This window comes from Pseudomonas sp. FG29, assembly GCF_057809355.1.
The window spans coordinates 69,087-89,445 of sequence record NZ_JBMDJU010000010.1 but is presented as its reverse complement, the minus strand read 5'-3'; the positions used below and the strand labels follow the sequence as shown (position 1 = coordinate 89,445).

Below are 20,359 nucleotides of genomic sequence, written 5' to 3'. Positions count from 1 at the left end.
CTTTGCGGGCATTCCCAGATAGTGCGGATGACCTTGGCGGAAGAACTGTGCTGTAGTGCGGTGCTTCGTCCCATCTTCACGTGCTCAAGGGAGCTTCCATGCAATTGATCTACGCCGCCGCTTCACCCTTTGCGCGCAAGGTTCGCGTGCTGGCCGCCGAAACCGGCTTGCTGGCGCGCATCGAACTGCTCGATACCGCCGTGCTGCCGACCACGCTGAACGAACGGGTCAACGCGCTCAATCCGCTGGGCAAGATTCCGGTACTGCTGACCGATGACGGTGAGGTGCTCTATGACAGCCGGGTGATCTGCGAATACCTCGATACCCAGCATCAAGGTACGAAGCTACTACCGGATGGTGCCGCGCGCTGGCCGGTACTGCGTCTGGCGGCTCTGGCCGACGGCCTGATGGACGCCGCCCTGCTGGCGCGCTATGAGCGCGGCGTGCGACCAGCCGAACTGCAATGGCCAGCCTGGCTGGACGGCCAACTGGGCAAGGTGCAGCGGGCGCTGGCGGAACTGGAGCGCCAGATCGACCAGCTACACGGCCCGCTCGATCTGGCACAGGTCGGTGTCGCCTGTGCCCTGGGTTACCTGGATTTCCGCTTTGCCGACCTCGATTGGCGTACCACTCATCCTGGCCTGGCAGCATTCCAGCAGGCCTTCGCCCAGCGCCCCTCGATGCAGGCCAGTGCGCCGGTGTGAATCACAGGCTCAAAGACGGAAGCGCGTCAGCAGTGTGCTGAGCGCCACGGCCAGGCGTGAAAGCTCCTGGCTCGCCGCGTTGGTCTGGTCTGCACCGGCAGAGCTCTGCAGCGACAGGTCACGGATATTGACCAGGCTGTGGTCAACTTCTCGCGCCACCTGCGCCTGCTGTTCCGATGCGCTGGCGATGACCAGGTTGCGCTCATTGATGGTGGCGATGGCCTCGGTGATGCTGTCCAGCGCTTCGCCGGCCGATTGGGCCAGTTCCAGGGTTGAGTCGGCGCGCTCCCGGCTGGCGTTCATGGTGGCCACGGCCTGCTCGGTTTCCGTCTGAATGGCGCTGATCATCTGCTCGATCTCACCCGTGGACTGCTGGGTACGCTGGGCCAGCGCGCGGACTTCGTCGGCTACCACGGCAAAGCCACGGCCCTGCTCGCCGGCACGCGCCGCTTCGATGGCGGCGTTGAGCGCCAGCAGGTTGGTCTGGTCGGCGATGGCGCGGATCACGTTGACCACCTGACCGATATTGCGCACGTTGCTCGCAAGCAGGCCGACCTCTTCACCCGCGCTGCCGATGTCCGCCGTCAGCAGGCGGATCGAATCGATCGTCCGGCCGACCTGGGCATGTCCGTGGCGCGCACTTTCATCGGTATCGCGTGTGGCCTGCGAAGTGCTCACGGCGTTGCGTGCGACTTCCTCCACCGCTGCGGTCATCTCGGTCACGGCGGTGACGGCCTGCTCGATCTCGGCATTCTGCTGACACAGGCCACGTCTGCCGTCTTCGGTGACTGCGTGCAGCTCCTCGGACGAGGACGCCAGCAGGCTGGAGGAATCGGCGACCTGTTGCAGGGTATCGCGCAGGTTGTGGCGCATGGTGTCGAGTGCCTGGAGCAACTGCGCCGGTTCATCCGCGCCCTGGGCAGAGAAGTCGTGGCTGAGGTCACCGGCGGAAATGTCCCGTGCGATGCTGATGGCCTGAGCCAGTGGCTGGGTGATGCTACGGGTGAGCAGCACAGCCAGGCCGATGGTACTGACGATGGCGGCTACAAGAGCGATCAGCACCACCTCGTTGGCGTTGCTGTAGGCTGACTTGCTTTCGCTAGCAGCCAGCTTGGCGCCTTTCTCGTTCTGCCTTACCAAGGCCTGCAAGGCGACGACGACGGCATTGGCATGCGCGCTCAAGTCGCCTGCGACCAGTTGTTGAACCTGAGCTTCATCGCCCACGCTCATCGCATTCATGACCTGCATCTGCGTGTTCATGTAGCGTTCGCGCTCTTCCCGAAAACGCTCGTAGACATGCTGCTCTTCGTCTGAATTGATCAGCGCGACATAGGCCTGCTCGGCTTGCTCAAGGAGATGCTTGCACTCTTCTATTTTCGCCTGATCGGCGGCCCGTTGCTGGGCATCGCGGATGATATGAGTGCGCAGAGTCAAGGCGCGGACCCGGGACATGTTCATGCTTATGTCTTCGAGGGCCAGTATGGCCGGCAACCAGTTCGTTGCGACGTCGTCGGACGCGACGTCCATACGCTTCATCTGCGTCAAGGTGATGCCGCCCAGCAGTAATACCAGCACGGCCAGGAGGGCGAAGCTCGCCGCCGCCCGCGTGCCGATCCTGAGTTTTCTCAACAACATACCAACCTCATAAAAGAGCGCCGCGCCATCCGGCACAGCGTGAAGAGCGTGATGATCAAGCGGATACCCGTTGAATGCCGGGCAGGTCGGCGAGGGCGAAGCCTGGACGACCGAACAGATAACCCTGCAGCCATTCGCTGCCGAGGCTTTGGGCGCGTTGCAGGTCTTCTTCGGTTTCGATGCCTTCGACGATCACGCAAGGGGCCAGCGTCTTGCACAGTTCCAGCAGGTACTTGAGGGTGAGTTCGCCCTGCGCATTGGTGCGGGCGCGCTGGATGTAGCTCTGGTCGATCTTGATGATGTCCGGCTGGCTTTGCTGGATGAAAGACAGTGTCCCGAAGCCCGAGCCGAAGTCGTCTACCGCCACCTGGCAACCGCTGTTGCGCAGATGCGTGACCAGCTCGACGGCGCTGTTATGGCAGGGCGGTACGGTGCTTTCGGTGATCTCCACGACCAGGCGCCGGGCAACGGACTGATCGCCAGCCAGCACCTCGAGCGTGCTGTCCCAGTCCTTATCCATGATGGTGCTCAGGGCCGAAATGTTGCAGCCCAGGGTCAGTCCGGGATGAGCCTGCAGCAGGCCGATCATGGTGTTCAGCACACGGTGGTCGAGGGGGCGGATAACGTGCAGGCGTTCGAGCAGCGGGAAGGGGTTGAAGCCCAAGCCGCCGTTTTCATGGCGTAACAGGCTTTCCCGATAGAGGATCCGCTCGGGGTCATGCGTCGCGACTACCGCCTGGAACGCCAGGCAGAAGTGCCCGCGCTGCAGTTCGTCGTAGAACACGTGGGCACGCTGGAGATCGTCCAGTGAGCCAACGGTAATGGGCGGCATGAGCATGGAGCTACGGTTCATGCCGGTTCCCGGCGGCAGATCAGGCGTTTCGCTTGGCCGTACATCATTTTCTTTCCTTTGGTGAGGCCATTGTCGAGTAAAGCAACGACCGCATCGGCGGGAGACAAGCACTCCTGCTAATGGCGGGTTAAACAGGGTGTGGAGAATTGCGATGCCGTTTGCATCGCTAGTGGTCGGTCAGGCTTGCTTCAGAGGCGTGTGGCCTGACTGGACGGGCCGCGCCGGCTGCCGGCGAGAGCGGAGCTCGGTGGTATTATTGACGACGTAAAGCTGACGCCAGGCCTACGGCGGTTATCGTCCCATCGGCGCGCTGCGGTGGGAAGTGTTCCCGGAAACCAATCGCATGTCCGTGGGCACTGGCACTCAGTCATCACGCGCTACCCGACCAACGCACGAGAGAACATCGATGCATTCGATTACCAGCGCCTGCTTTCGCATCCTGATCAAGGCCTTCGTCGGTCAGGGTGCGTTGCCCGAAGAAGGCCTGTCCGGCTTCGCCCAGCTACTCGCGGGAGATGCGCCGACGCCTGTGTTGCAGGTCTATCGCTTGCTGGAGCAGTTGGTGGCCACGAGCGGCGATGCGGACATGGGCTTGCGCGCTTATGAACACTTCCACCCCTGCGTACTGGGAGTGAAGAGTTACGCCATGATGTCCAGCCCGACCCTGGGGCAGGCGTTGCAGCACATGGTCGATTATCACCCGCTGACCAGCGACGGCTCGCACCTCTTTCTCGAGCAGGACGCCGATGGGCTGCGACTGGTCGGGCTTGAGATCGGTGCGGTCGGTGGGCAGGCGCCTCGTGCCTTCATCGACGCCGGTGCGGCGCTGGCACTTGGCGCGGTGCATTGGCTGGCGCCGTTCGAACGGCCCTTGCCGCTGCGACTGGAGCTGACTTATGCGCAGCCCGAAGACACGCGACAGTTGCGCCGGCTGTTCGGCGACAACCTGCGTTTTGGCGCGCCGCGCAACTGCATGACCTTCAGCCTGACCGATGGTGACATCCCCTTGCCTACGGCGGCGGAGGCCTTGCATCCCCTGCACCTGGAGTACGCCAAAACCTGGCTGGACGAGCAGGTTGACGGTTCGCTTGAGGCGCGAGTGCGCCGAGTGCTCAGCGCGCAGCTCAGTCTCGGTATCAGCCCTGGTCTCAGCGAGGTGGCGGATCAGCTCGGCATGAGCAAGCGCAGTCTGCAGCATGGCCTCACGCGTGACGCGGTGAATTTCACGCGCCTGCTCGACGGCGCCCGGCGAAGTCAGGCCGCCAGCTTGCTGCGCAACAGCACGCGCAGCCTGAAGTACATCTCGGCGCAGCTCGGCTTTCGTGATCAGAGCAGCTTCCACAAGGCCTGCATGCGCTGGTTCGGCATGGCGCCGCTGCACTATCGCAGCGAGCCGTAGGGGCGGGCGGTCAGTTCCTGATCGCCATCTCGGGTCGCATTCTCCGGTTGTTGGACGGTAAGCAGGACAAATGTATTGTTGTCACTTATCATACATCCTACAACTGCGCAGGCGGTTGTGAACCCCGGCCCTGCAGCCGGGCCTCATTCATTGTCCCGATGGCGCCTTGCCCGCCATGCACTGACAGGAGAACGCCATGCTGAGTCTGACTGGCCACAATTACATCGGCGGTGAGCGCCGCGCCGCCGGCACCGTCGAGCATAAGAGCCTCGACGCCAGCAGCGGTGAAGCGCTGCCGTACACTTTCATCCAGGCCACGCCGGAAGAAGTCGACGCTGCCGCCCAGGCTGCTGCTGCCGCTTACCCGATCTACCGCAATCTGTCGGCCGTGCGTCGTGCCGAGTTCCTCGAGGCCATCGCCGACGAAATCGACGCCCTCGGTGACGACTTCGTGGCCCTGGTCTGCCGCGAAACCGCCCTGCCTGCTGCCCGCATCCAGGGTGAGCGTGGTCGTACAAGTGGTCAGATGCGCCTGTTCGCCAAGGTGCTGCGTCGTGGTGACTTCTACGGTGCACGGATCGACCGCGCCCTGCCGGATCGCCAGCCGCTGCCGCGCCCGGATCTGCGTCAGTACCAGATCGGCGTCGGCCCGGTCGCCGTGTTCGGTGCCAGCAACTTCCCGCTGGCCTTCTCCACTGCGGGTGGCGATACCGCCTCGGCTCTGGCTGCCGGTTGCCCGGTGGTGTTCAAGGCGCACAGCGGCCACATGGCCACTGCCGAGTGCGTGGCTGACGCAGTGATTCGCGCCGCCGAGAAAACCGGCATGCCCAAGGGCGTGTTCAACATGATCTTCGGCGGTGGCGTCGGCGAGATTCTGGTCAAGCACCCGGCCATCCAGGCTGTCGGCTTCACCGGTTCGCTGAAAGGCGGTCGCGCCCTGTGCGACATGGCCGCTGCCCGTCCGCAGCCGATCCCGGTGTTCGCCGAGATGTCCAGCGTCAACCCGGTGATCGTCCTGCCGGGCGCCCTGAAAGCGCGTGGCGCCACCGTGGCCAAGGAACTGGCGGGTTCAGTGGTACTGGGTTGCGGCCAGTTCTGCACCAACCCGGGCCTGATCATCGGCATTCGCAGCGCAGAGTTCAGCGAGTTCGTCGCCGGCCTGGCCGATGCCATCGGCGCGCAACCGGCGCAGACCATGCTCAACGCCGGCACCCTGCGCAGCTACACCAGCGGCGTCGCGCAGCTCAAAGGCCATGCAAAAGTCAGCCACCTGGCAGGCAACGAGCAGGCCGGCAACCAGGCGCAGCCGCAGCTGTTCAAGGCTGACGTGAGCATGCTGCTCGAAGGCGACCACTTGCTGCAGGAAGAAGTTTTCGGCCCGACCAGCATCGTCGTCGAAGTCGCCGACAGTGCCGAGCTGACCCGTGCCCTGCAGAGCATGCACGGCCAGCTGACCGCGACCCTGATCGCCGAGCGCGAGGACCTGAGCGCCTTCCGCGACCTGCTGCCGCTGCTGGAAGTCAAAGCCGGCCGTGTGCTGCTCAATGGCTACCCGACTGGCGTTGAAGTCTGCGACTCCATGGTGCATGGCGGCCCGTACCCGGCGACTTCCGACGCTCGCGGCACGTCGGTCGGCACCCTGGCGATCCACCGTTTCCTGCGCCCGGTCTGCTACCAGAACTACCCGGACGAGGTACTGCCGGAGGCGCTGCAAAACGCCAACCCGCTGGGTATTCAGCGTCTGGTCGACGGCGTGCACAGCCGTGATGCGCTGAGCTGATCCGAGCGCTGCAACGAAAAATGCCGTGCCCGTGAGGGTGCGGCATTTTTGTTTGGGTGGCATGCAACCATGCTTGGCAACTGCCTGGGCTTTTTCAACCGTCTGAATGACCATCTTGACCACAGCTCCCGGACGCGATTGCTGCGGCAAGTGGCTGGCGGCTACCGTGAAGGTGCTGAAGCTGGGAGTGATTCTGGTCGCGTCTTCAAGTTTGGAAGCAGTAGTCGAGATTGTGGCCTGGCTTGCAGATGCGTACTCTGCTTCGCGGCCATGACGGCCTCGAATGGAAAAGGATTTCATGCTCAACCGTATTTATCGAATCTCTGCGCTGGCCGTTCTGGTGAGCGCACTGCCTGGCTGCGGCACACTGTTCGGGCGATCGTCCGGCGGCTTTTACGGCCCCGATTACTATTCCGGCACTGCCTACGACTTTGGCCTGCTGTTCGGCTCCGATGACGTCAATCGCGGCTACTTCCCCGCCACGCTCTGGTGCTGGGCATCGATAGCCTGCCCGGTGTTGACGGTTTTTTCGATGCCCGTGGATTTCGTCGTCGATACCGCCATGCTGCCCCGTGATATCTACGAGGCAAAACGATGAGTCCTGCCAGTCTGCGAGTATTAAGGGCCGTTCTTCCCGTACTGCTGATCCTGGGGTTTCACGACCTGGCGCTGGCCAGTTTCGAATATGGCAATCGGCGTCTTGCCGCGACTGCAACGGAATTGCTGGCCCAGTTCGTGTTTGCCTTCGTTGCGCTCACCGTCATGGGTGCCATCTTCATGATCATCGGTGATATTCGCCGCTGACTGCGGCGCAGGTTTGGCGAAGATCGCCGCGAGGATGATCATTCCAGGGATCTCTAGCCTGCCTGCAAACGCCCCGGCGCGGATGGTCAACTAGTAGCCTCGATGATGCACAAGACTCCGGTTCGATACCTGGGCCTTGTGCTTTGCGGCTCAATCGCCGCCTCCACCGCCACCATCTCCCCCGCCTCCCGAGTCGAAGCCCCCGTCACCGAACCCAGGGCTGGAATCCTGTCCGCTCAGGCCGTTGCTCCTCCTTTTGCCCGCGCGTGGCTTGGGCCGTGAGCGTTGCCACGAATAGATGGAAAGCACCACGAATGCGATGGCGATCAGCGGCAGAATGTCCATGCGTCCCCTCCGTTGCCGGGCTGCAATACCAAAAGCTCAGAACGCACAGAGTAAGTCGTAACGGACGCACGGAAACGAAAAAGCCCGCACAGTGGCGGGCTTTTAAAATGGCGCACTCGGCGGGATTCGAACCCACGACCCCTGCCTTCGGAGGGCAGTACTCTATCCAGCTGAGCTACGAGTGCGTTGCGGGTCGCAATGATACGCATCTGGGCGCTTAGCGTCCATCGTGCATGGATGTGCATTATTCCGAACGCACTTTACACTTTTGAGCTTGCTCAGAGCCCCCTGAGCAAGTTTTTTGTCATTCTTTCGTCGATTTAGCCCCTTCGGCTATTGCCCTTTACCTGGCGCGCTCCTAGGATTCGTTTGAGATTTCAAACGCAGTGTTCGGTCATCCCGAACCCTTCGCCAATCAGCGGCTCTTAACTCTTTACCAGGCCCATGCCGTGCTGTTCGCGCGGCGTGGTTCGTGTCCATGACTCCACCCCGACGCCTGGGCGTCGGAATCCGAAGGAGACTGCCATGCAACTGAAAGACGCCCAACTGTTCCGCCAGCAGGCTTATATCGACGGCCAGTGGCTGGACGCCGACAGCGGCCAGACCATCGCCGTGAACAACCCGGCGACCGGCGAGATCATCGGCCACGTGCCGAAGATGGGCCGTGCGGAAACCCGCCGTGCCGTCGAAGCCGCCGAGAAGGCGCTGCCGGCCTGGCGTGCGCTGACCGCCAAGGAGCGCGCGAACAAGCTGCGTCGCTGGTTCGAGCTGCTGATGGAGAACCAGGATGACCTGGGCCGCCTGATGACCCTGGAGCAGGGCAAGCCGCTGACCGAAGCCAAGGGCGAGATCGCTTATGCCGCTTCCTTCATCGAGTGGTTCGCCGAGGAAGCCAAGCGCGTCTACGGTGACGTGATTCCGGGTCACCAGCCGGACAAGCGCCTGATCGTGATCAAGCAGCCGATTGGTGTCACCGCGGCCATCACCCCGTGGAACTTCCCCGCTGCGATGATCACCCGCAAGGCCGGCCCGGCCCTGGCTGCCGGCTGCACCATGGTGATCAAGCCGGCCTCGCAGACTCCGTTCTCCGCCCTGGCCCTGGTCGAGCTGGCCGAGCGTGCCGGCATTCCGAAAGGTGTGCTGAGCGTGGTCACCGGCAGCGCCGGCGAAGTGGGTGGCGAGCTGACCAGCAACCCCATCGTGCGCAAGCTGTCCTTCACTGGCTCGACCGAGATCGGTCGCCAGTTGATGGCCGAATGCGCTCAGGACATCAAGAAGGTGTCGCTGGAGCTGGGCGGCAACGCGCCGTTCATCGTCTTCGATGACGCCGATCTGGACGCTGCCGTCGAAGGCGCGCTGATTTCCAAGTACCGCAACAACGGCCAGACCTGCGTCTGCGCCAACCGTATCTATGTGCAGGACGGTGTCTACGACGCCTTCGCCGAGAAGCTGATCGCCGCTGTATCCAAGCTGAAGATCGGTAATGGTCTGGAAGATGGCACCACCACCGGCCCGCTGATCGACAGCAAGGCCGTGGCCAAGGTGCAGGAGCACATCGAGGACGCCGTGGGCAAAGGCGCCAAGCTGGCCCTGGGCGGCAAGCCGCACGCGCTCGGTGGCACCTTCTTCGAGCCGACCATTCTGCTCGACGTACCGAAAACCGCCGCCGTGGCCAAGGAAGAGACCTTCGGCCCGCTGGCGCCGCTGTTCCGCTTCAAGGACGAGGCTGAAGTGATCGCCATGGCCAACGATACCGAGTTCGGCCTGGCCTCCTACTTCTACGCCCGTGACCTGGGCCGCGTGTTCCGCGTGGCCGAAGCGCTGGAGTACGGCATGGTGGGTATCAACACCGGCCTGATCTCCAACGAAGTCGCGCCGTTCGGCGGTGTGAAGGCTTCCGGCCTCGGCCGCGAAGGCTCCAAGTACGGGATCGAGGACTATCTCGAGATCAAGTACATGTGCCTGGGCGGCATCTAGTCGCTGCTGCACTCGGCCGGACGTCGTTGGCGCAAACGGGAAAATGCTCATTGGCTACAGCCAACTCCGCTTTTCCCGCTTGCGCCGCCTAGCCCGGCCATCGCTCGCGACGCGCCTAGCGTTTAACGTAGCGAGCCCGAATTTCCCCCGCCTCCGGCGGCCCGACGCAGTCGATCATCGTATGCTGCGGCGAACCACCTCCAGAGGCATTTCCTTGCAACCGAGCCGCCCGATGACGGCCATGAGGACACCATGAGCAAGACCAACGAATCCCTGCTGCAACGCCGCCAGGCCGCCGTACCGCGCGGTGTCGGCCAGATCCACCCGATCGTCGCCGAGCGCGCCGAGAACGCCACCGTGTGGGACGTCGAAGGCCGCGAGTACATCGACTTCGCCGGCGGCATCGCCGTACTGAACACCGGCCACCTGCATCCGAAGGTGATCGCCGCCGTTCAGGAGCAGCTGACCAAGCTGACCCACACCTGCTTCCAGGTGCTGGCCTACGAGCCCTACATCGAGCTGTGCGAAGAAATCGCCAAGCGCGTACCGGGCGACTTCGCCAAGAAGACCCTGCTGGTCACCTCCGGCTCCGAAGCCGTCGAGAACGCCGTGAAGATCGCCCGTGCCGCCACTGGCCGTGCCGGCGTGATCGCCTTCACCGGCGCCTACCACGGCCGCACCATGATGACCCTGTCGCTGACTGGCAAGGTCGTACCGTACTCCGCCGGCATGGGCCTGATGCCCGCTGGCGTGTACCGCGCCCAGGCGCCATGCCCGCTGCACGGTGTGAGCGAGGACGAGTCCATCGCCAGCATCGAGCGCATCTTCAAGAACGACGCGCAGCCGCAGGACATCGCCGCGATCATCATCGAGCCGGTGCAGGGCGAGGGCGGTTTCTACGTCAACTCCCCGGCCTTCATGCAGCGCCTGCGTGCCCTGTGCGACCAGCACGGTATCCTCCTGATCGCTGACGAAGTGCAGACCGGCGCTGGCCGTACCGGCACCTTCTTCGCCACCGAGCAACTGGGCGTGGTGCCGGATCTGACCACCTTCGCCAAGTCCGTTGGCGGCGGCTTCCCGATCTCCGGCGTATGCGGCAAGGCCGAGATCATGGACAAGATCGCCCCCGGTGGTCTGGGCGGCACCTATGCCGGCAGCCCGATCGCCTGTGCTGCGGCCCTGGCCGTACTCAAGGTGTTCGACGAAGAGAACCTGCTGGCGCGCTCCAACGCCGTCGGCGAGAAGCTCAAAGCCGGCCTGAACAAGATCGCCGAGAGGCACAAGGTGATCGGTGACGTGCGTGGTCTGGGTTCGATGGTCGCCATCGAGCTGTTCGAGGGCGGTGACCACAGCAAGCCGGCTGCGGAGCTGGTCGGCAAGATCGTCGCCAAGGCGCGCGAGAAAGGTCTGATCCTGCTGTCGTGCGGCACCTACTACAACGTCATCCGCTTCCTGATGCCCGTCACCATTCCTGACGCGCAACTGGAAAAAGGCATCGCCATCGTCGCCGAGTGCTTCGACGAACTGGCCTGAGTCGTTCCTGCTGTACCTGCGCCCGTGGCTCACCAGGCCGGGCGCACCTGAGACCCGCCGCGTGCGGGTCTTTTTTTGCCTGCCGGCTGGGGTAGGGCGGGTGAAACCCGCCAGTTCCTTCAAGGCAGATTGCACCCGCCCTACACGACTGCAGCCTGTGGGAGGGGCTTTAGCCGCGACTCAACGAGTCGAGCTGCTGGTTTACGTCATGGCTGGCGCGCTCCATCTGCGCCACGGCCTGCAGGGTGCGCGCCCAATCCTGCTTCTGCGCGGCATGCAGGGCTTCGTGGGCGGCCTCGTGCACCTGGCGATGCGGCGCTTCCAGTTGCTGGTAGCCGCGCGTCTTGCCGTAGCGGGCGATGGTTTCGCCATCCTGATACCAGCGGCCCAGGCGGCAGCTCTGGTGATTGGCCAGCTCGGTATTGCTGTCCTGGCGCTGTAGGCGTTGATAAACCTCGAACTTGAACAGCAGGTGGTCAAGCTTGACCGCTTCGCAGAAGGAGCCCAGGGCAATGCGCTCGATCAGGGCATTCATGTGCTCGCCCAGCTCGACCATTCGATCCAGGGTGCTGGCCGACTGCGATACGTCACCGGATAGCCGTGAGGCCTCGCTGGACAGTTGGCCGATGGCACCGCTGGCGCGCTCGGTTTCCTGATTGATGCTGGCAACGAGCTGGCTGATTTCCTGGGTGGCCTGGTGGGTGCGCTGCGCCAGGGCGCGCACCTCATCGGCGACCACGGCAAAACCACGCCCCTGCTCGCCTGCGCGGGCAGCCTCGATGGCAGCGTTGAGGGCCAGCAGGTTGGTCTGGTCGGAAATGGCCTTGATCAGCTCGACGATACGGCTGATGTCGCTGACCCGTCCTTGCAGCAGCTCGACACTCTGTACGCTCTGCACGCCCTGCTCGGACATACCGCCGAGGGCGCTGGAAAAGCCGGCGAGCAGGGTCGAGGTCTGCAGGAACACGCCCTGGTGCTCACGCTGCTTTTCGACTTCGACACGCAGTTGTTCCGCTTGTGCGACCACGCCATCACGGGTAGCCGAGAGCGAGTCCTGGAAGTTGTTCAGTTCGCCCTGCAGCTGCTCGCGAAAGCGGCTCATGGCGTTGAGTTGATGCTGCTCCTGCTGCGTCTGGCGCAGCAGTTCGCGGGCATCCTCCAGCTCGCGCTGCATGGCCTGCTTCTCGGTGCTCAGGCGTTCGACCTGGCTCTGCAGATCCTGGTATTGCTGGCGCAGTTTACGGTCGAACATGGGGCTCTACTCCGGGCAGGCAACTAGGGATGACGTTGGTCTTTGTATCGGCATTCCATTATTGAACTGAAGGCGGCGCCAAGCATTGACGCCGAGCAGGGGCGCCTACAGAAAAAGGCCCGCGCAAGGCGGGCCAAAGGGTGACAAGCAACAGGAGTTCGGGAACTTACTTGGGCTCGAAGATCACATACACCTTGCGGCAGGCTTCCAGCACTTCCCAGGTGCCGGAGAAACCGGCGGGGATGACGAAGCGGTCGCCGGCGCGTACGGTCTTGGCATTGCCCTCGGCATCGCGCAGTACGGAAACGCCCTGGAGAATCTCGCAGTATTCGTGCTCGGTGTAGTTCACCGTCCACTGGCCCACGGCGCCTTCCCAGATGCCCGTGCTGAACTGGCCACACGGGCTGCTGTAGTGGTTGCGCACGCTCTGCTCGGGATCGCCCTTGAGCACCTTCTCCGGCGCGGGGCGGTAATGTTCGGCGGCCGTGCCGGCCTGGGCGAAGTCGACGATCTGCTCGATGTTCATCGGTCGGTTCCATAGTGGGCGAAGTGGCGTGCCAGGGGCTGCCGCAGGGGTGGAATCGCAGCAGTCTATGTGTGGAAAAACGAACATGACAAGGGTTTTTCTGTTGTTTTTGTCAAAAATATTGAAAACCCCAGCGCCGCTGGTTTAGTGTGGCGAACAGCTTTGGCCAGTGCGTTGGCCTCACCCGATTTTTGCCGGTGCCTGCCCTGTGTGGGCGCACCCAGGCCCACAAGAGAGGATGCCGGAATGACTGATCTGACCCGTGCCGACTGGGAGCAGCGTGCCCAGAACCTGAATATCGAGACCCGTGCCTTCGTGCATGGTGAATACCGTGCGGCTGAGTCCGGCGCCACCTTCGATTGCATCAGTCCGGTCGATGGCCGTGTGCTGGGTCAGGTTGCCAGCTGTGACCTGGCTGACGCCGAGCTGGCAGTCAAGGATGCCCGCGCTACTTTCGAGTCCGGCGTGTGGTCGCGTCTGGCGCCAGTCAAGCGCAAGGAAGTGATGATCCGCTTCGCTGATCTGCTCGACGCCCATGCCGAAGAGCTGGCCCTGCTGGAAACCCTGGACATGGGCAAGCCGATCGGCGATTCGCTGAATATCGACGTGCCGGCTGCCTCGCGTGCCCTGCGCTGGAGCGGCGAAGCCATCGACAAGATCTACGACGAAGTGGCCGCGACCCCGCACGATGAGCTGGGTCTGGTCACCCGTGAGCCGGTGGGCGTGGTCGCTGCCATTGTGCCGTGGAACTTCCCGCTGCTGATGACCTGCTGGAAGCTCGGCCCGGCGCTGTCCACCGGCAACTCGGTGATCCTCAAGCCGTCCGAAAAATCGCCGCTGACCGGCATTCGCATCGCCCAACTGGCCATCGAGGCGGGTATTCCGGCTGGTGTGTTCAACGTGCTGCCGGGCTTCGGCCACACCGTCGGCAAGGCCCTGGCCCTGCACATGGACGTCGACACCCTGGTATTCACCGGTTCGACCAAGATCGCCAAGCAACTGATGATCTACGCTGGCGAGTCGAACATGAAGCGCGTCTGGCTGGAAGCCGGCGGCAAGAGCCCGAACATCGTCTTCGCCGACGCTCCGGATCTCAAGGCCGCTGCCGCTGCTGCGGCCAGCGCCATTGCCTTCAACCAGGGCGAGGTCTGCACCGCCGGCTCGCGCCTGCTGGTGGAGAACTCCATCAAGGATCAGTTCGTGCCGCTGGTGGTCGAGGCCATCAAGGGTTGGAAGCCTGGCCATCCGCTGGATCCGGCCACCAACGTCGGTGCGCTGGTCGACACCACGCAGATGAACAACGTGCTGAGCTACATCCAGGCCGGTCACGAAGACGGTGCCAAGCTGGTGGCCGGCGGCAACCGCGTGCTGGAAGAAACCGGCGGCACTTACGTCGAGCCGACCATCTTCGACGGCGTGAACAACGCCATGCGCATCGCCAAGGAAGAGATCTTCGGCCCGGTGCTGTCGGTGATCGGTTTCGATGACGAGGCCGAAGCCGTGGCCATCGCCAACGACACCATCTATGGCCTGGCGGCTGGCATCTGGACCAGCAACCTGTCCCGCGCCCATCGCGTCGGTCGCGCCGTGCGTGCCGGCAGCGTATGGATCAACCAGTACGATGGCGGTGACATGACCGCGCCGTTCGGCGGCTTCAAGCAGTCCGGTAACGGTCGCGACAAGTCGCTGCATGCCTTCGACAAGTACACCGAGATCAAGGCGACCTGGATCAAGCTCTGAACGGCAGCTTCAGGCTGCAAGCCACAGGCCGCAGGTAACGGCGGCTGAGGTGTGTGGCTGAGCGATCCAACTGCGGCTGGGCTTCCTCGGGAAGTCCGGCCGTTTTGCTTCTGTGAATATGGACTGTAGGCGCCGCGCTAGCGCATGTGCAGCGCCGCTCGGTTGCGCCAGCGGTCGCTAAGCCCGCCATGACAACAAGGAATCTGACCATGCGTTGGGGTACCTATTTCGCCGTTTGCGCGGCGGTCATCAGTATCGGCCTGGCGCTGGGCGTGACCATGCCGCTGGTGTCGCTGCGCCTGGAAAGCTGGGGCTACGATTCCTTCGCCATCGGCGTAATGGCCGCCACGCCTGCGGTGGGCGTACTCCTCGGCGCCTCGCTGGCCGGGCGCCTGGCGGCGCGTTTCGGCACTACCTTGCTGATGCAACTCTGCCTGCTGCTCGGCGCGCTATCGGTGGCCGGGCTGGCACTGCTGCAGAACTACGCGGTGTGGGTCGCCTTGCGTCTGTTCATCGGCGTGGCATTGACCGTGGTGTTCATCCTCGGTGAAAGCTGGATCAACCAGTTGGCCGTAGAAAAGTGGCGCGGGCGCCTGGTGGCGTTGTACGGCACCGGTTACGCGCTCAGCCAACTGAGCGGTCCGCTGCTGCTCAGCGCCCTGGGCACCAGCACCGACCTGGGTTTCTGGACGGGTGTAGGGCTACTGATCGGCGGCTCGCTGATGCTGCTCGGGCGCAGCGGTGCGCCGCAGGTCGATGCCCACAGCGCCTCGGGGCGTGGCCTGCTGACCTTCTGCGGCAAGCTGCCGGCGATTGCCTGGGCGGTGATGCTGTTCGCCGCCTTCGAGGCGATGATGCTGACCCTGCTGCCGATCTATGGCCTGCGTCAGGGTTTCAACCAGGAGGTCGCCCTGCTGATGGCCAGTGTGGTGGTGGTCGGCGATGCCGCGCTGCAACTGCCCATCGGCTGGCTGGCTGACCGCATGTCGCGGCAGACCCTGTTTCGCGGCTGCGGCATCGTGCTGCTGCTGTCCAGCCTGGCGATTCCGTTGCTGCTGCAGACCCCGCTGGTGTGGCCGGTGTTCGTCGCCTTTGGCGCCAGTGCCGGTGGCCTGTTCACTCTGTCATTGATCATGATCGGTGAACGCTACCGCGACGATGAACTGGTGCGGGCCAACGCTCATGTCGCCCAGCTCTGGGGGCTCGGTTGCCTGGTTGGGCCGCTGCTCACCGGTGCCGTCAGTCAGTGGCTGAGCGGCCATGCGCTGCCGCTGATGATGGCGGCAGGCGCGCTGGTGTTCATCGTCCTGGCCGGGCGGCCCGGTGCGTTCAGCGACGCAGTCCCAGATACGCGCGGCTAAGCGCCTCTAGCGCCAGAGCCCCAGGTCTTGGCTCTGATCCAGTTCGCTCTCTACGATCAGCTCGGTGATGCTCGTGCCGATCTGACGAATGGCCGCCTCGAGCTCCGGGCTGCTCGGCTCGGCGTAGTTCAGGCGGATACAGTTGCGGTACTTGCCTGCGGCGGAAAAGATGCTGCCAGGCGCCACCCGCAGTTTGTGTTCGGCCAGGCGCCGGTTCAGGCGCAGGCTGTCGAAGCCTTGCGGCATTTCCACCCAGAGCATGAAACCGCCTTGCGGTTGGCTGACGCGTGTGCCCGGCGGGAAGTAGCGGCTTACCCAGTCGGTCATCTGCTGGCGGCCTCGGGCGTAGAGCTTGCGCATCTGCCGCAGGTGCGGCTGGTAGAAGCCTTCGCGGAGGAACTCGGCAATGGCCAATTGCGGCAACTGGGCGCTCTGCCCGGTGCCCATGTATTTCATGTGCAGCACCTGCTGCAGGTAGCGCCCGGGCGCGATCCAGCCGATGCGCAGGCCCGGCGCCAGGGTTTTGGAGAAGGAGTTGCACAGCAGCACGCGGCCGTCTTCATCGAATGATTTGATGCTGCGTGGGCGCGGGTAGTGATAGGCCAGGTCGCCGTAGATATCGTCCTCGATGATCGCCACATCGAAGCGCTGCGCCAGCGCCAACAAGGCGCGCTTGTTGGCCTCGGGCATGATGTAGCCGAGCGGATTGTTGCAACTTGGGGTGAGCTGGATGGCTTTGATTGGCCATTGCTCCAGCGCCATCTCCAGGGCTTCCAGGCTGATCCCGGTCAGGGGATCGGTGGGCAGCTCCAGTGCCTTGAGGCCAAAGCCCTTGAGCACCTGCATGACGCCGTGGAAGCTCGGCGAATCGACCGCAACGATATCGCCGGGCTGGCAGATGGCACGTAGCGCCGTCGACAGGGCTTCGTGACAGCCGGTGGTGATGACGATGTCCTCGGCGGCCAACTGGCAGCCGGAGTCCAGCGCCAGACGGGAGATTTCCTGGCGCAGGGTGATCTCACCCTCCACCGCACCGTAACTCAGCTCGCGCAGGCTCTGCCGCCTGCTCAGGCGAGACAGACTGCGCAGCAGCGGCTTGAGCGTCGGCGAGCTGATGTCAGGAATACCCCGGCTGAGTTGCAGGGTTTCGCCATAGACCGGCTCGCTGACCAGCTCCAGTACCTGCTCCCACTGCGACACTTCCACCGGTCGCTGCGGCGCGCGGCTGACCTGCGGTAACTCCGGCTGCTGGCGCCCATGGGTGACGAAGTAGCCGGACTTGGGCCGTGGCGTGGCCAGGCCTTGATCCTCCAGTTGGCGATAGGCCTGTTGCACGGTGCTGAGGCTGACACCGTGCTCCTGGCTGAGCGCGCGTACCGAAGGCAGGCGTTCACCCGGACGGAACAGCCCTTGCTCGATACGAGCGGCCAGCTCTTCGGCGAGATTCAGGTAGAGCGTCATGAATGGCCTCGTCGTACTGGGCGTGACCAGTACAGATTGCGCTGAAAACGGGAATTCAGATGGGAATTCGGCAAATCTGTATGGATTTAATAGAGGTTTTTTGAATCTGTCATGGCTTTTCGGATAGGCGCATTCTGGTTTCCCATGAGCGCCATCAGGAGAACAGGGCCATGCGCATCATCGACGAGGTAGCGAGAGGAGCAGGAGGCGCTGTTTCAGCAGTGACCCCGGCAGACAGCGGTCAGCAAGCCAGCGAGAGCCATCGCTGGGCGAACTTCTGGCGCCGCTTGCACACCAGTCGAGAGCTGCGCCACCTGACTGACGAGGCCCTGGCCGATGTCGGCCTGACCCGCGCCGAGGCAAATCGCGAAGCCTATCTGCCATTCTGGAAGATGCTCTAGCACCGTAGGGTGGGTTAGCAGCGCTGAGCGCCGTTCCAGCAGCCACACACTGGTTCGTGCGCTGCGTAACCCACCAGTCGGCCTCTCAGGCAATGCCGACAACTCCCCGCTTAGAGCACTTCCTTCAACCGATGCCAGAGCATACCCAGCGCCAGCAAGGGCGAGCGCAGGTACTGGCCGCCGGGGAAGGTCATGTGCGGCACCTTGGCGAACAGCTCGAAGCCGCCGCCCATCTGGCCGGCGATGGCTTCGCCGAGCAGCTTGCCGGCCAGGTGGGTGGCGTTCACCCCATGGCCGGAATAGGCCTGGGCGTAGAACACATTGGGTTGATCCTGAAGCCGGCCGATCTGCGGCAGGCGGTTGGCGCCAATGCCGATCATGCCGCCCCACTGATAGTCGATGCGTACGTTGGCCAGTTGCGGGAACACCTTGAGCATCTTCGGCCGCATATAGCCGGCGATGTCTGCCGGGTCGCGCCCGGAGTAATGGCAGGCACCGCCGAACAGCAGGCGGCGGTCGGCGGAGAGACGGTAGTAATCCACCGTCACGCGCTGGTCGCACAGCGCCATATTCTGCGGGATCAGTTGCCGTGCCTGCTCTTCGGACAGCGGCTCGGTGGCGATGATGTAGCTGCCGGCCGGCAACACCTTGCCGCCCAACTGCGAATTCAGCCCGTTGAGGTAGGCATTGCAGGCCAGCACCAATGTCGTGGCGCGCACCTGTCCGCCTGCCGTGTGTACGCGCACCTCGTTACCGTAGTCGATGCGGGTGACGGCCGAGTCCTCGAACAGTTGCACGCCCAGCGACTGCGCCGCCGCCGCCTCACCGAGCGCCAGGTTGAGCGGGTGCAGGTGCCCGGAGCCGCTGTCGATCATGGCGCCATGGTAGTTGTTCGAGCCAACCACCTCATGCACGCGCTCCTTGTGGATCAGGCGTAGCTCGTGGCGATAGCCGAGGCTTTCCAGCTCGGCCTTGTCGGCGGCGAAATCATCCATATGGGCGGGCTTGTTGGCCAGGTCGCAATAACCCCAGCTCAGGTCGCAGTCGATCTGGAATTTGGCGACGCGCTCGCGCACGATCTCCACGGCCTCCAGGCCCATCAGCTTGAACTGGCGCACGCCTTCTGCGCCGACCACCGACTCGAACTGCTCGACGCCATGGCCGACGCCGCGAATCAACTGCCCGCCGTTGCGCCCGCTGGCGCCCCAACCGATCTTGTGCGCTTCCAGCAGCGCCACCGAGAAGCCTTTCTGGGCCAGCTCGATGGCCGTGTTCAGGCCGCTGAAGCCGCCACCAACCACGCACACGTCCACCTTCAGCTCGCCCTGCAGCGGCGGGTAGGCCAACTGGCGATTGACGCTGGCGGCATAGTAGGACGCGGCATGCTGAGGCTGGTGAACGCGGGCGTTCATGTGCGAAATCCTGAATTGGTGTGTGGAAAATTCAACGCAGCATAAGCGCGTGATCGTTATCACGCCAAGAGATGGGCAGAAAAAAGCAGGCTGCGCCCGCTCATGTTGCTCTGGTCTATCGCCGCTGAAGCGCCTCCCACACCGCTCCGTGGGAGGGGCTTTAGCCGCGACTTAAGGAATGACATCGGGGCGCCTGGCAGTAAACTGGTCGCCATCACTTCAGGATGCCCGACGATGAGCTGCACCGACCGCAAGATCGACCACCTGCGCCGGCAGATTCCGCGCTTCGACTGCGTGCCGGGCTGCCACGACTGCTGCGGGCCAGTCACGGCATCGTCCGAAGAGCTGGCGCGCCTGCCGGTGAAAAGCGATGCCGAACACGATGCGGCCCTGGCCGAGTACAACTGCGTGCACCTGGGGCCGAACGGCTGTGAGGTGTATGACCAGCGCCCGCTGATCTGCCGCCTGTTCGGCACCACGCCGAACCTGCCATGCCCGCATGGCCGTGGGCCGGAGCAACCGATCGAGCCGGCAGTGGAGCGTCAGGTGCACCGGCTGATCGCCACGACGCGGCAACGCCTGGTGTAGAACGCAGCGGCATCGCCTACGCGCACGGCATGCGCTTCACTCTGGAACCGGCAGCGCCAGCGATTCCTTCACCTCTTCCATGACGATATAGCTCTTCGACTCGCGCACGTGCGGCAGCTTGAGCAGGATGTCGCCGAGCAGCTTGCGGTAGCTGGCCATCTCGTTGATGCGCGCCTTCACCAGGTAGTCGAAGTCACCGGACACCAGGTGGCACTCCAGCACGTGCGGTAGCTTGAGCACGGCGCGGCGGAACTCCTCGAAGGTGTCGCCGGACTTGTAGTCCAGGCTGATCTCGACGAACACCAGCAGGTTGGCCTTGAGGTTCTGCGGGTTGAGGCGGGCGTGGTAGCCCATGATGATGCCTTCGCGCTCCAGGCGGCGTACGCGCTCGGTGCAGGGCGTGGTCGACAGGCCCACGCGCTCGCCCAGTTCGGTGAAGCTGATGCGCCCATCCTCCTGCAGGATACGGAGGATGTTGCGGTCTATCTTGTCCAGTTCACGACGGCTTTGATGCTGGGTTCTCATGGTGAATCCGCCTCTGTAAAACGGCTTTTTGCCAAGAATTCTCGCCAAATATAGCTATGTATA

At 63.6% G+C, this 20,359-nt stretch carries 19 protein-coding genes, 1 tRNA gene and 1 pseudogene; 10 read left to right on the top strand and 11 right to left on the bottom strand.

Annotated elements, in window-relative coordinates; all coding sequences use genetic code 11:
• The first annotated feature begins 98 nt into the window (after positions 1-98).
• Positions 99-704, top strand: a complete 606-nt coding sequence (locus tag ACODS1_RS12805) for a glutathione S-transferase (RefSeq protein ID WP_489085947.1) — start codon at positions 99-101, stop codon at positions 702-704.
• A 9-nt stretch (positions 705-713) separates the two neighbouring features.
• Here the strand turns inward: ACODS1_RS12805 and ACODS1_RS12800 are convergent, their stop codons facing one another.
• On the bottom strand, positions 714-2,339 hold the full coding sequence (locus ACODS1_RS12800; protein WP_489085946.1) for a methyl-accepting chemotaxis protein: 1,626 nt from the start codon (positions 2,337-2,339) through the stop codon (positions 714-716).
• Between the two features lie 55 nt (positions 2,340-2,394).
• Positions 2,395-3,192 (bottom strand): EAL domain-containing protein, encoded by a 798-nt coding sequence (locus ACODS1_RS12795; RefSeq protein ID WP_489085945.1) that lies wholly within the window; start codon positions 3,190-3,192, stop codon positions 2,395-2,397.
• 406 nt (positions 3,193-3,598) lie between these two features.
• On the opposite strand from ACODS1_RS12795, the gene ACODS1_RS12790 reads away from it, so the two are divergent.
• The 3 genes from ACODS1_RS12790 (at position 3,599) to ACODS1_RS12780 (ending at position 6,969) form a co-directional block, all read left to right on the top strand.
• Positions 3,599-4,591 carry an AraC family transcriptional regulator gene (locus ACODS1_RS12790; RefSeq protein WP_489085944.1) on the top strand — a complete coding sequence of 331 codons (993 nt, stop codon included), beginning with the start codon at positions 3,599-3,601 and terminating at the stop codon, positions 4,589-4,591.
• A 196-nt stretch (positions 4,592-4,787) separates the two neighbouring features.
• Positions 4,788-6,371: an aldehyde dehydrogenase (NADP(+)) gene (locus tag ACODS1_RS12785; RefSeq protein ID WP_489085943.1), complete on the top strand. Its 1,584-nt coding sequence runs from the start codon at positions 4,788-4,790 to the stop codon at positions 6,369-6,371.
• A 298-nt stretch (positions 6,372-6,669) separates the two neighbouring features.
• A complete protein-coding gene (locus ACODS1_RS12780) occupies positions 6,670-6,969 on the top strand; it encodes a YceK/YidQ family lipoprotein (RefSeq protein ID WP_489085942.1) in 300 nt (99 codons plus the stop codon).
• A 20-nt stretch (positions 6,970-6,989) separates the two neighbouring features.
• Here the strand turns inward: ACODS1_RS12780 and ACODS1_RS12775 are convergent, their stop codons facing one another.
• From ACODS1_RS12775 to ACODS1_RS12765, 3 genes are all read right to left on the bottom strand, one after another.
• Positions 6,990-7,265, bottom strand: coding sequence for a hypothetical protein (locus ACODS1_RS12775; protein ID WP_489085941.1), 276 nt, complete (start codon positions 7,263-7,265; stop codon positions 6,990-6,992).
• A 60-nt stretch (positions 7,266-7,325) separates the two neighbouring features.
• The gene (locus ACODS1_RS12770; protein ID WP_322979555.1) at positions 7,326-7,520 is read right to left on the bottom strand and encodes a hypothetical protein; all 195 of its coding nucleotides are present in this window, start codon (positions 7,518-7,520) and stop codon (positions 7,326-7,328) included.
• Positions 7,521-7,628: 108 nt separating this feature from the next.
• Positions 7,629-7,705: transfer RNA gene (locus ACODS1_RS12765), tRNA-Arg, on the bottom strand.
• 340 nt (positions 7,706-8,045) lie between these two features.
• Here ACODS1_RS12765 and gabD point away from each other — a divergent pair.
• Positions 8,046-9,497, top strand: coding sequence for an NADP-dependent succinate-semialdehyde dehydrogenase (gene gabD / locus ACODS1_RS12760; RefSeq protein ID WP_322979554.1), 1,452 nt, complete (start codon positions 8,046-8,048; stop codon positions 9,495-9,497).
• 252 nt (positions 9,498-9,749) lie between these two features.
• Positions 9,750-11,030 (top strand): 4-aminobutyrate--2-oxoglutarate transaminase, encoded by a 1,281-nt coding sequence (gabT, locus tag ACODS1_RS12755; RefSeq protein WP_489085940.1) that lies wholly within the window; start codon positions 9,750-9,752, stop codon positions 11,028-11,030.
• A gap of 169 nt (positions 11,031-11,199) precedes the next feature.
• Here the strand turns inward: gabT and ACODS1_RS12750 are convergent, their stop codons facing one another.
• The 3 genes and pseudogenes from ACODS1_RS12750 to ACODS1_RS12740 all read right to left on the bottom strand — a co-directional run bounded on the left by ACODS1_RS12750 (position 11,200) and on the right by ACODS1_RS12740 (position 12,808).
• Positions 11,200-11,565 carry a CZB domain-containing protein gene (locus ACODS1_RS12750; protein ID WP_489086001.1) on the bottom strand — a complete coding sequence of 122 codons (366 nt, stop codon included), beginning with the start codon at positions 11,563-11,565 and terminating at the stop codon, positions 11,200-11,202.
• 27 nt (positions 11,566-11,592) lie between these two features.
• Positions 11,593-11,865: pseudogene (locus ACODS1_RS12745) on the bottom strand (methyl-accepting chemotaxis protein); the annotation flags it as partial.
• Positions 11,866-12,448: 583 nt separating this feature from the next.
• A complete protein-coding gene (locus ACODS1_RS12740) occupies positions 12,449-12,808 on the bottom strand; it encodes a cupin domain-containing protein (RefSeq protein WP_322979552.1) in 360 nt (119 codons plus the stop codon).
• Positions 12,809-13,054: 246 nt separating this feature from the next.
• Here ACODS1_RS12740 and ACODS1_RS12735 point away from each other — a divergent pair, with 246 nt between their 5' ends.
• Together ACODS1_RS12735 and ACODS1_RS12730 are read left to right on the top strand one after the other, a co-directional pair.
• On the top strand, positions 13,055-14,548 hold the full coding sequence (locus ACODS1_RS12735; protein ID WP_489085939.1) for an aldehyde dehydrogenase: 1,494 nt from the start codon (positions 13,055-13,057) through the stop codon (positions 14,546-14,548).
• A gap of 209 nt (positions 14,549-14,757) precedes the next feature.
• On the top strand, positions 14,758-15,909 hold the full coding sequence (locus ACODS1_RS12730; RefSeq protein ID WP_489085938.1) for an MFS transporter: 1,152 nt from the start codon (positions 14,758-14,760) through the stop codon (positions 15,907-15,909).
• A 6-nt stretch (positions 15,910-15,915) separates the two neighbouring features.
• Here ACODS1_RS12730 and ACODS1_RS12725 read toward each other — a convergent pair whose 3' ends face one another.
• The gene (locus ACODS1_RS12725; RefSeq protein WP_489085937.1) at positions 15,916-17,370 is read right to left on the bottom strand and encodes an aminotransferase-like domain-containing protein; all 1,455 of its coding nucleotides are present in this window, start codon (positions 17,368-17,370) and stop codon (positions 15,916-15,918) included.
• Positions 17,371-17,540: 170 nt separating this feature from the next.
• Here ACODS1_RS12725 and ACODS1_RS12720 point away from each other — a divergent pair, with 170 nt between their 5' ends.
• On the top strand, positions 17,541-17,771 hold the full coding sequence (locus tag ACODS1_RS12720; RefSeq protein WP_489085936.1) for a DUF1127 domain-containing protein: 231 nt from the start codon (positions 17,541-17,543) through the stop codon (positions 17,769-17,771).
• 110 nt (positions 17,772-17,881) lie between these two features.
• Here ACODS1_RS12720 and ACODS1_RS12715 read toward each other — a convergent pair whose 3' ends face one another.
• A complete protein-coding gene (locus ACODS1_RS12715; RefSeq protein ID WP_489085935.1) occupies positions 17,882-19,183 on the bottom strand; it encodes an NAD(P)/FAD-dependent oxidoreductase in 1,302 nt (433 codons plus the stop codon).
• A gap of 234 nt (positions 19,184-19,417) precedes the next feature.
• Here ACODS1_RS12715 and ACODS1_RS12710 point away from each other — a divergent pair, with 234 nt between their 5' ends.
• Entirely contained in the window at positions 19,418-19,771 is a 354-nt protein-coding gene (locus tag ACODS1_RS12710) for a YkgJ family cysteine cluster protein (protein ID WP_074677774.1), read from the top strand.
• A 36-nt stretch (positions 19,772-19,807) separates the two neighbouring features.
• On the opposite strand, the gene dadR is transcribed toward ACODS1_RS12710, so the two are convergent.
• Positions 19,808-20,296, bottom strand: coding sequence for a transcriptional regulator DadR (gene dadR / locus ACODS1_RS12705; protein ID WP_017678280.1), 489 nt, complete (start codon positions 20,294-20,296; stop codon positions 19,808-19,810).
• Positions 20,297-20,359: the final 63 nt, after the last annotated feature.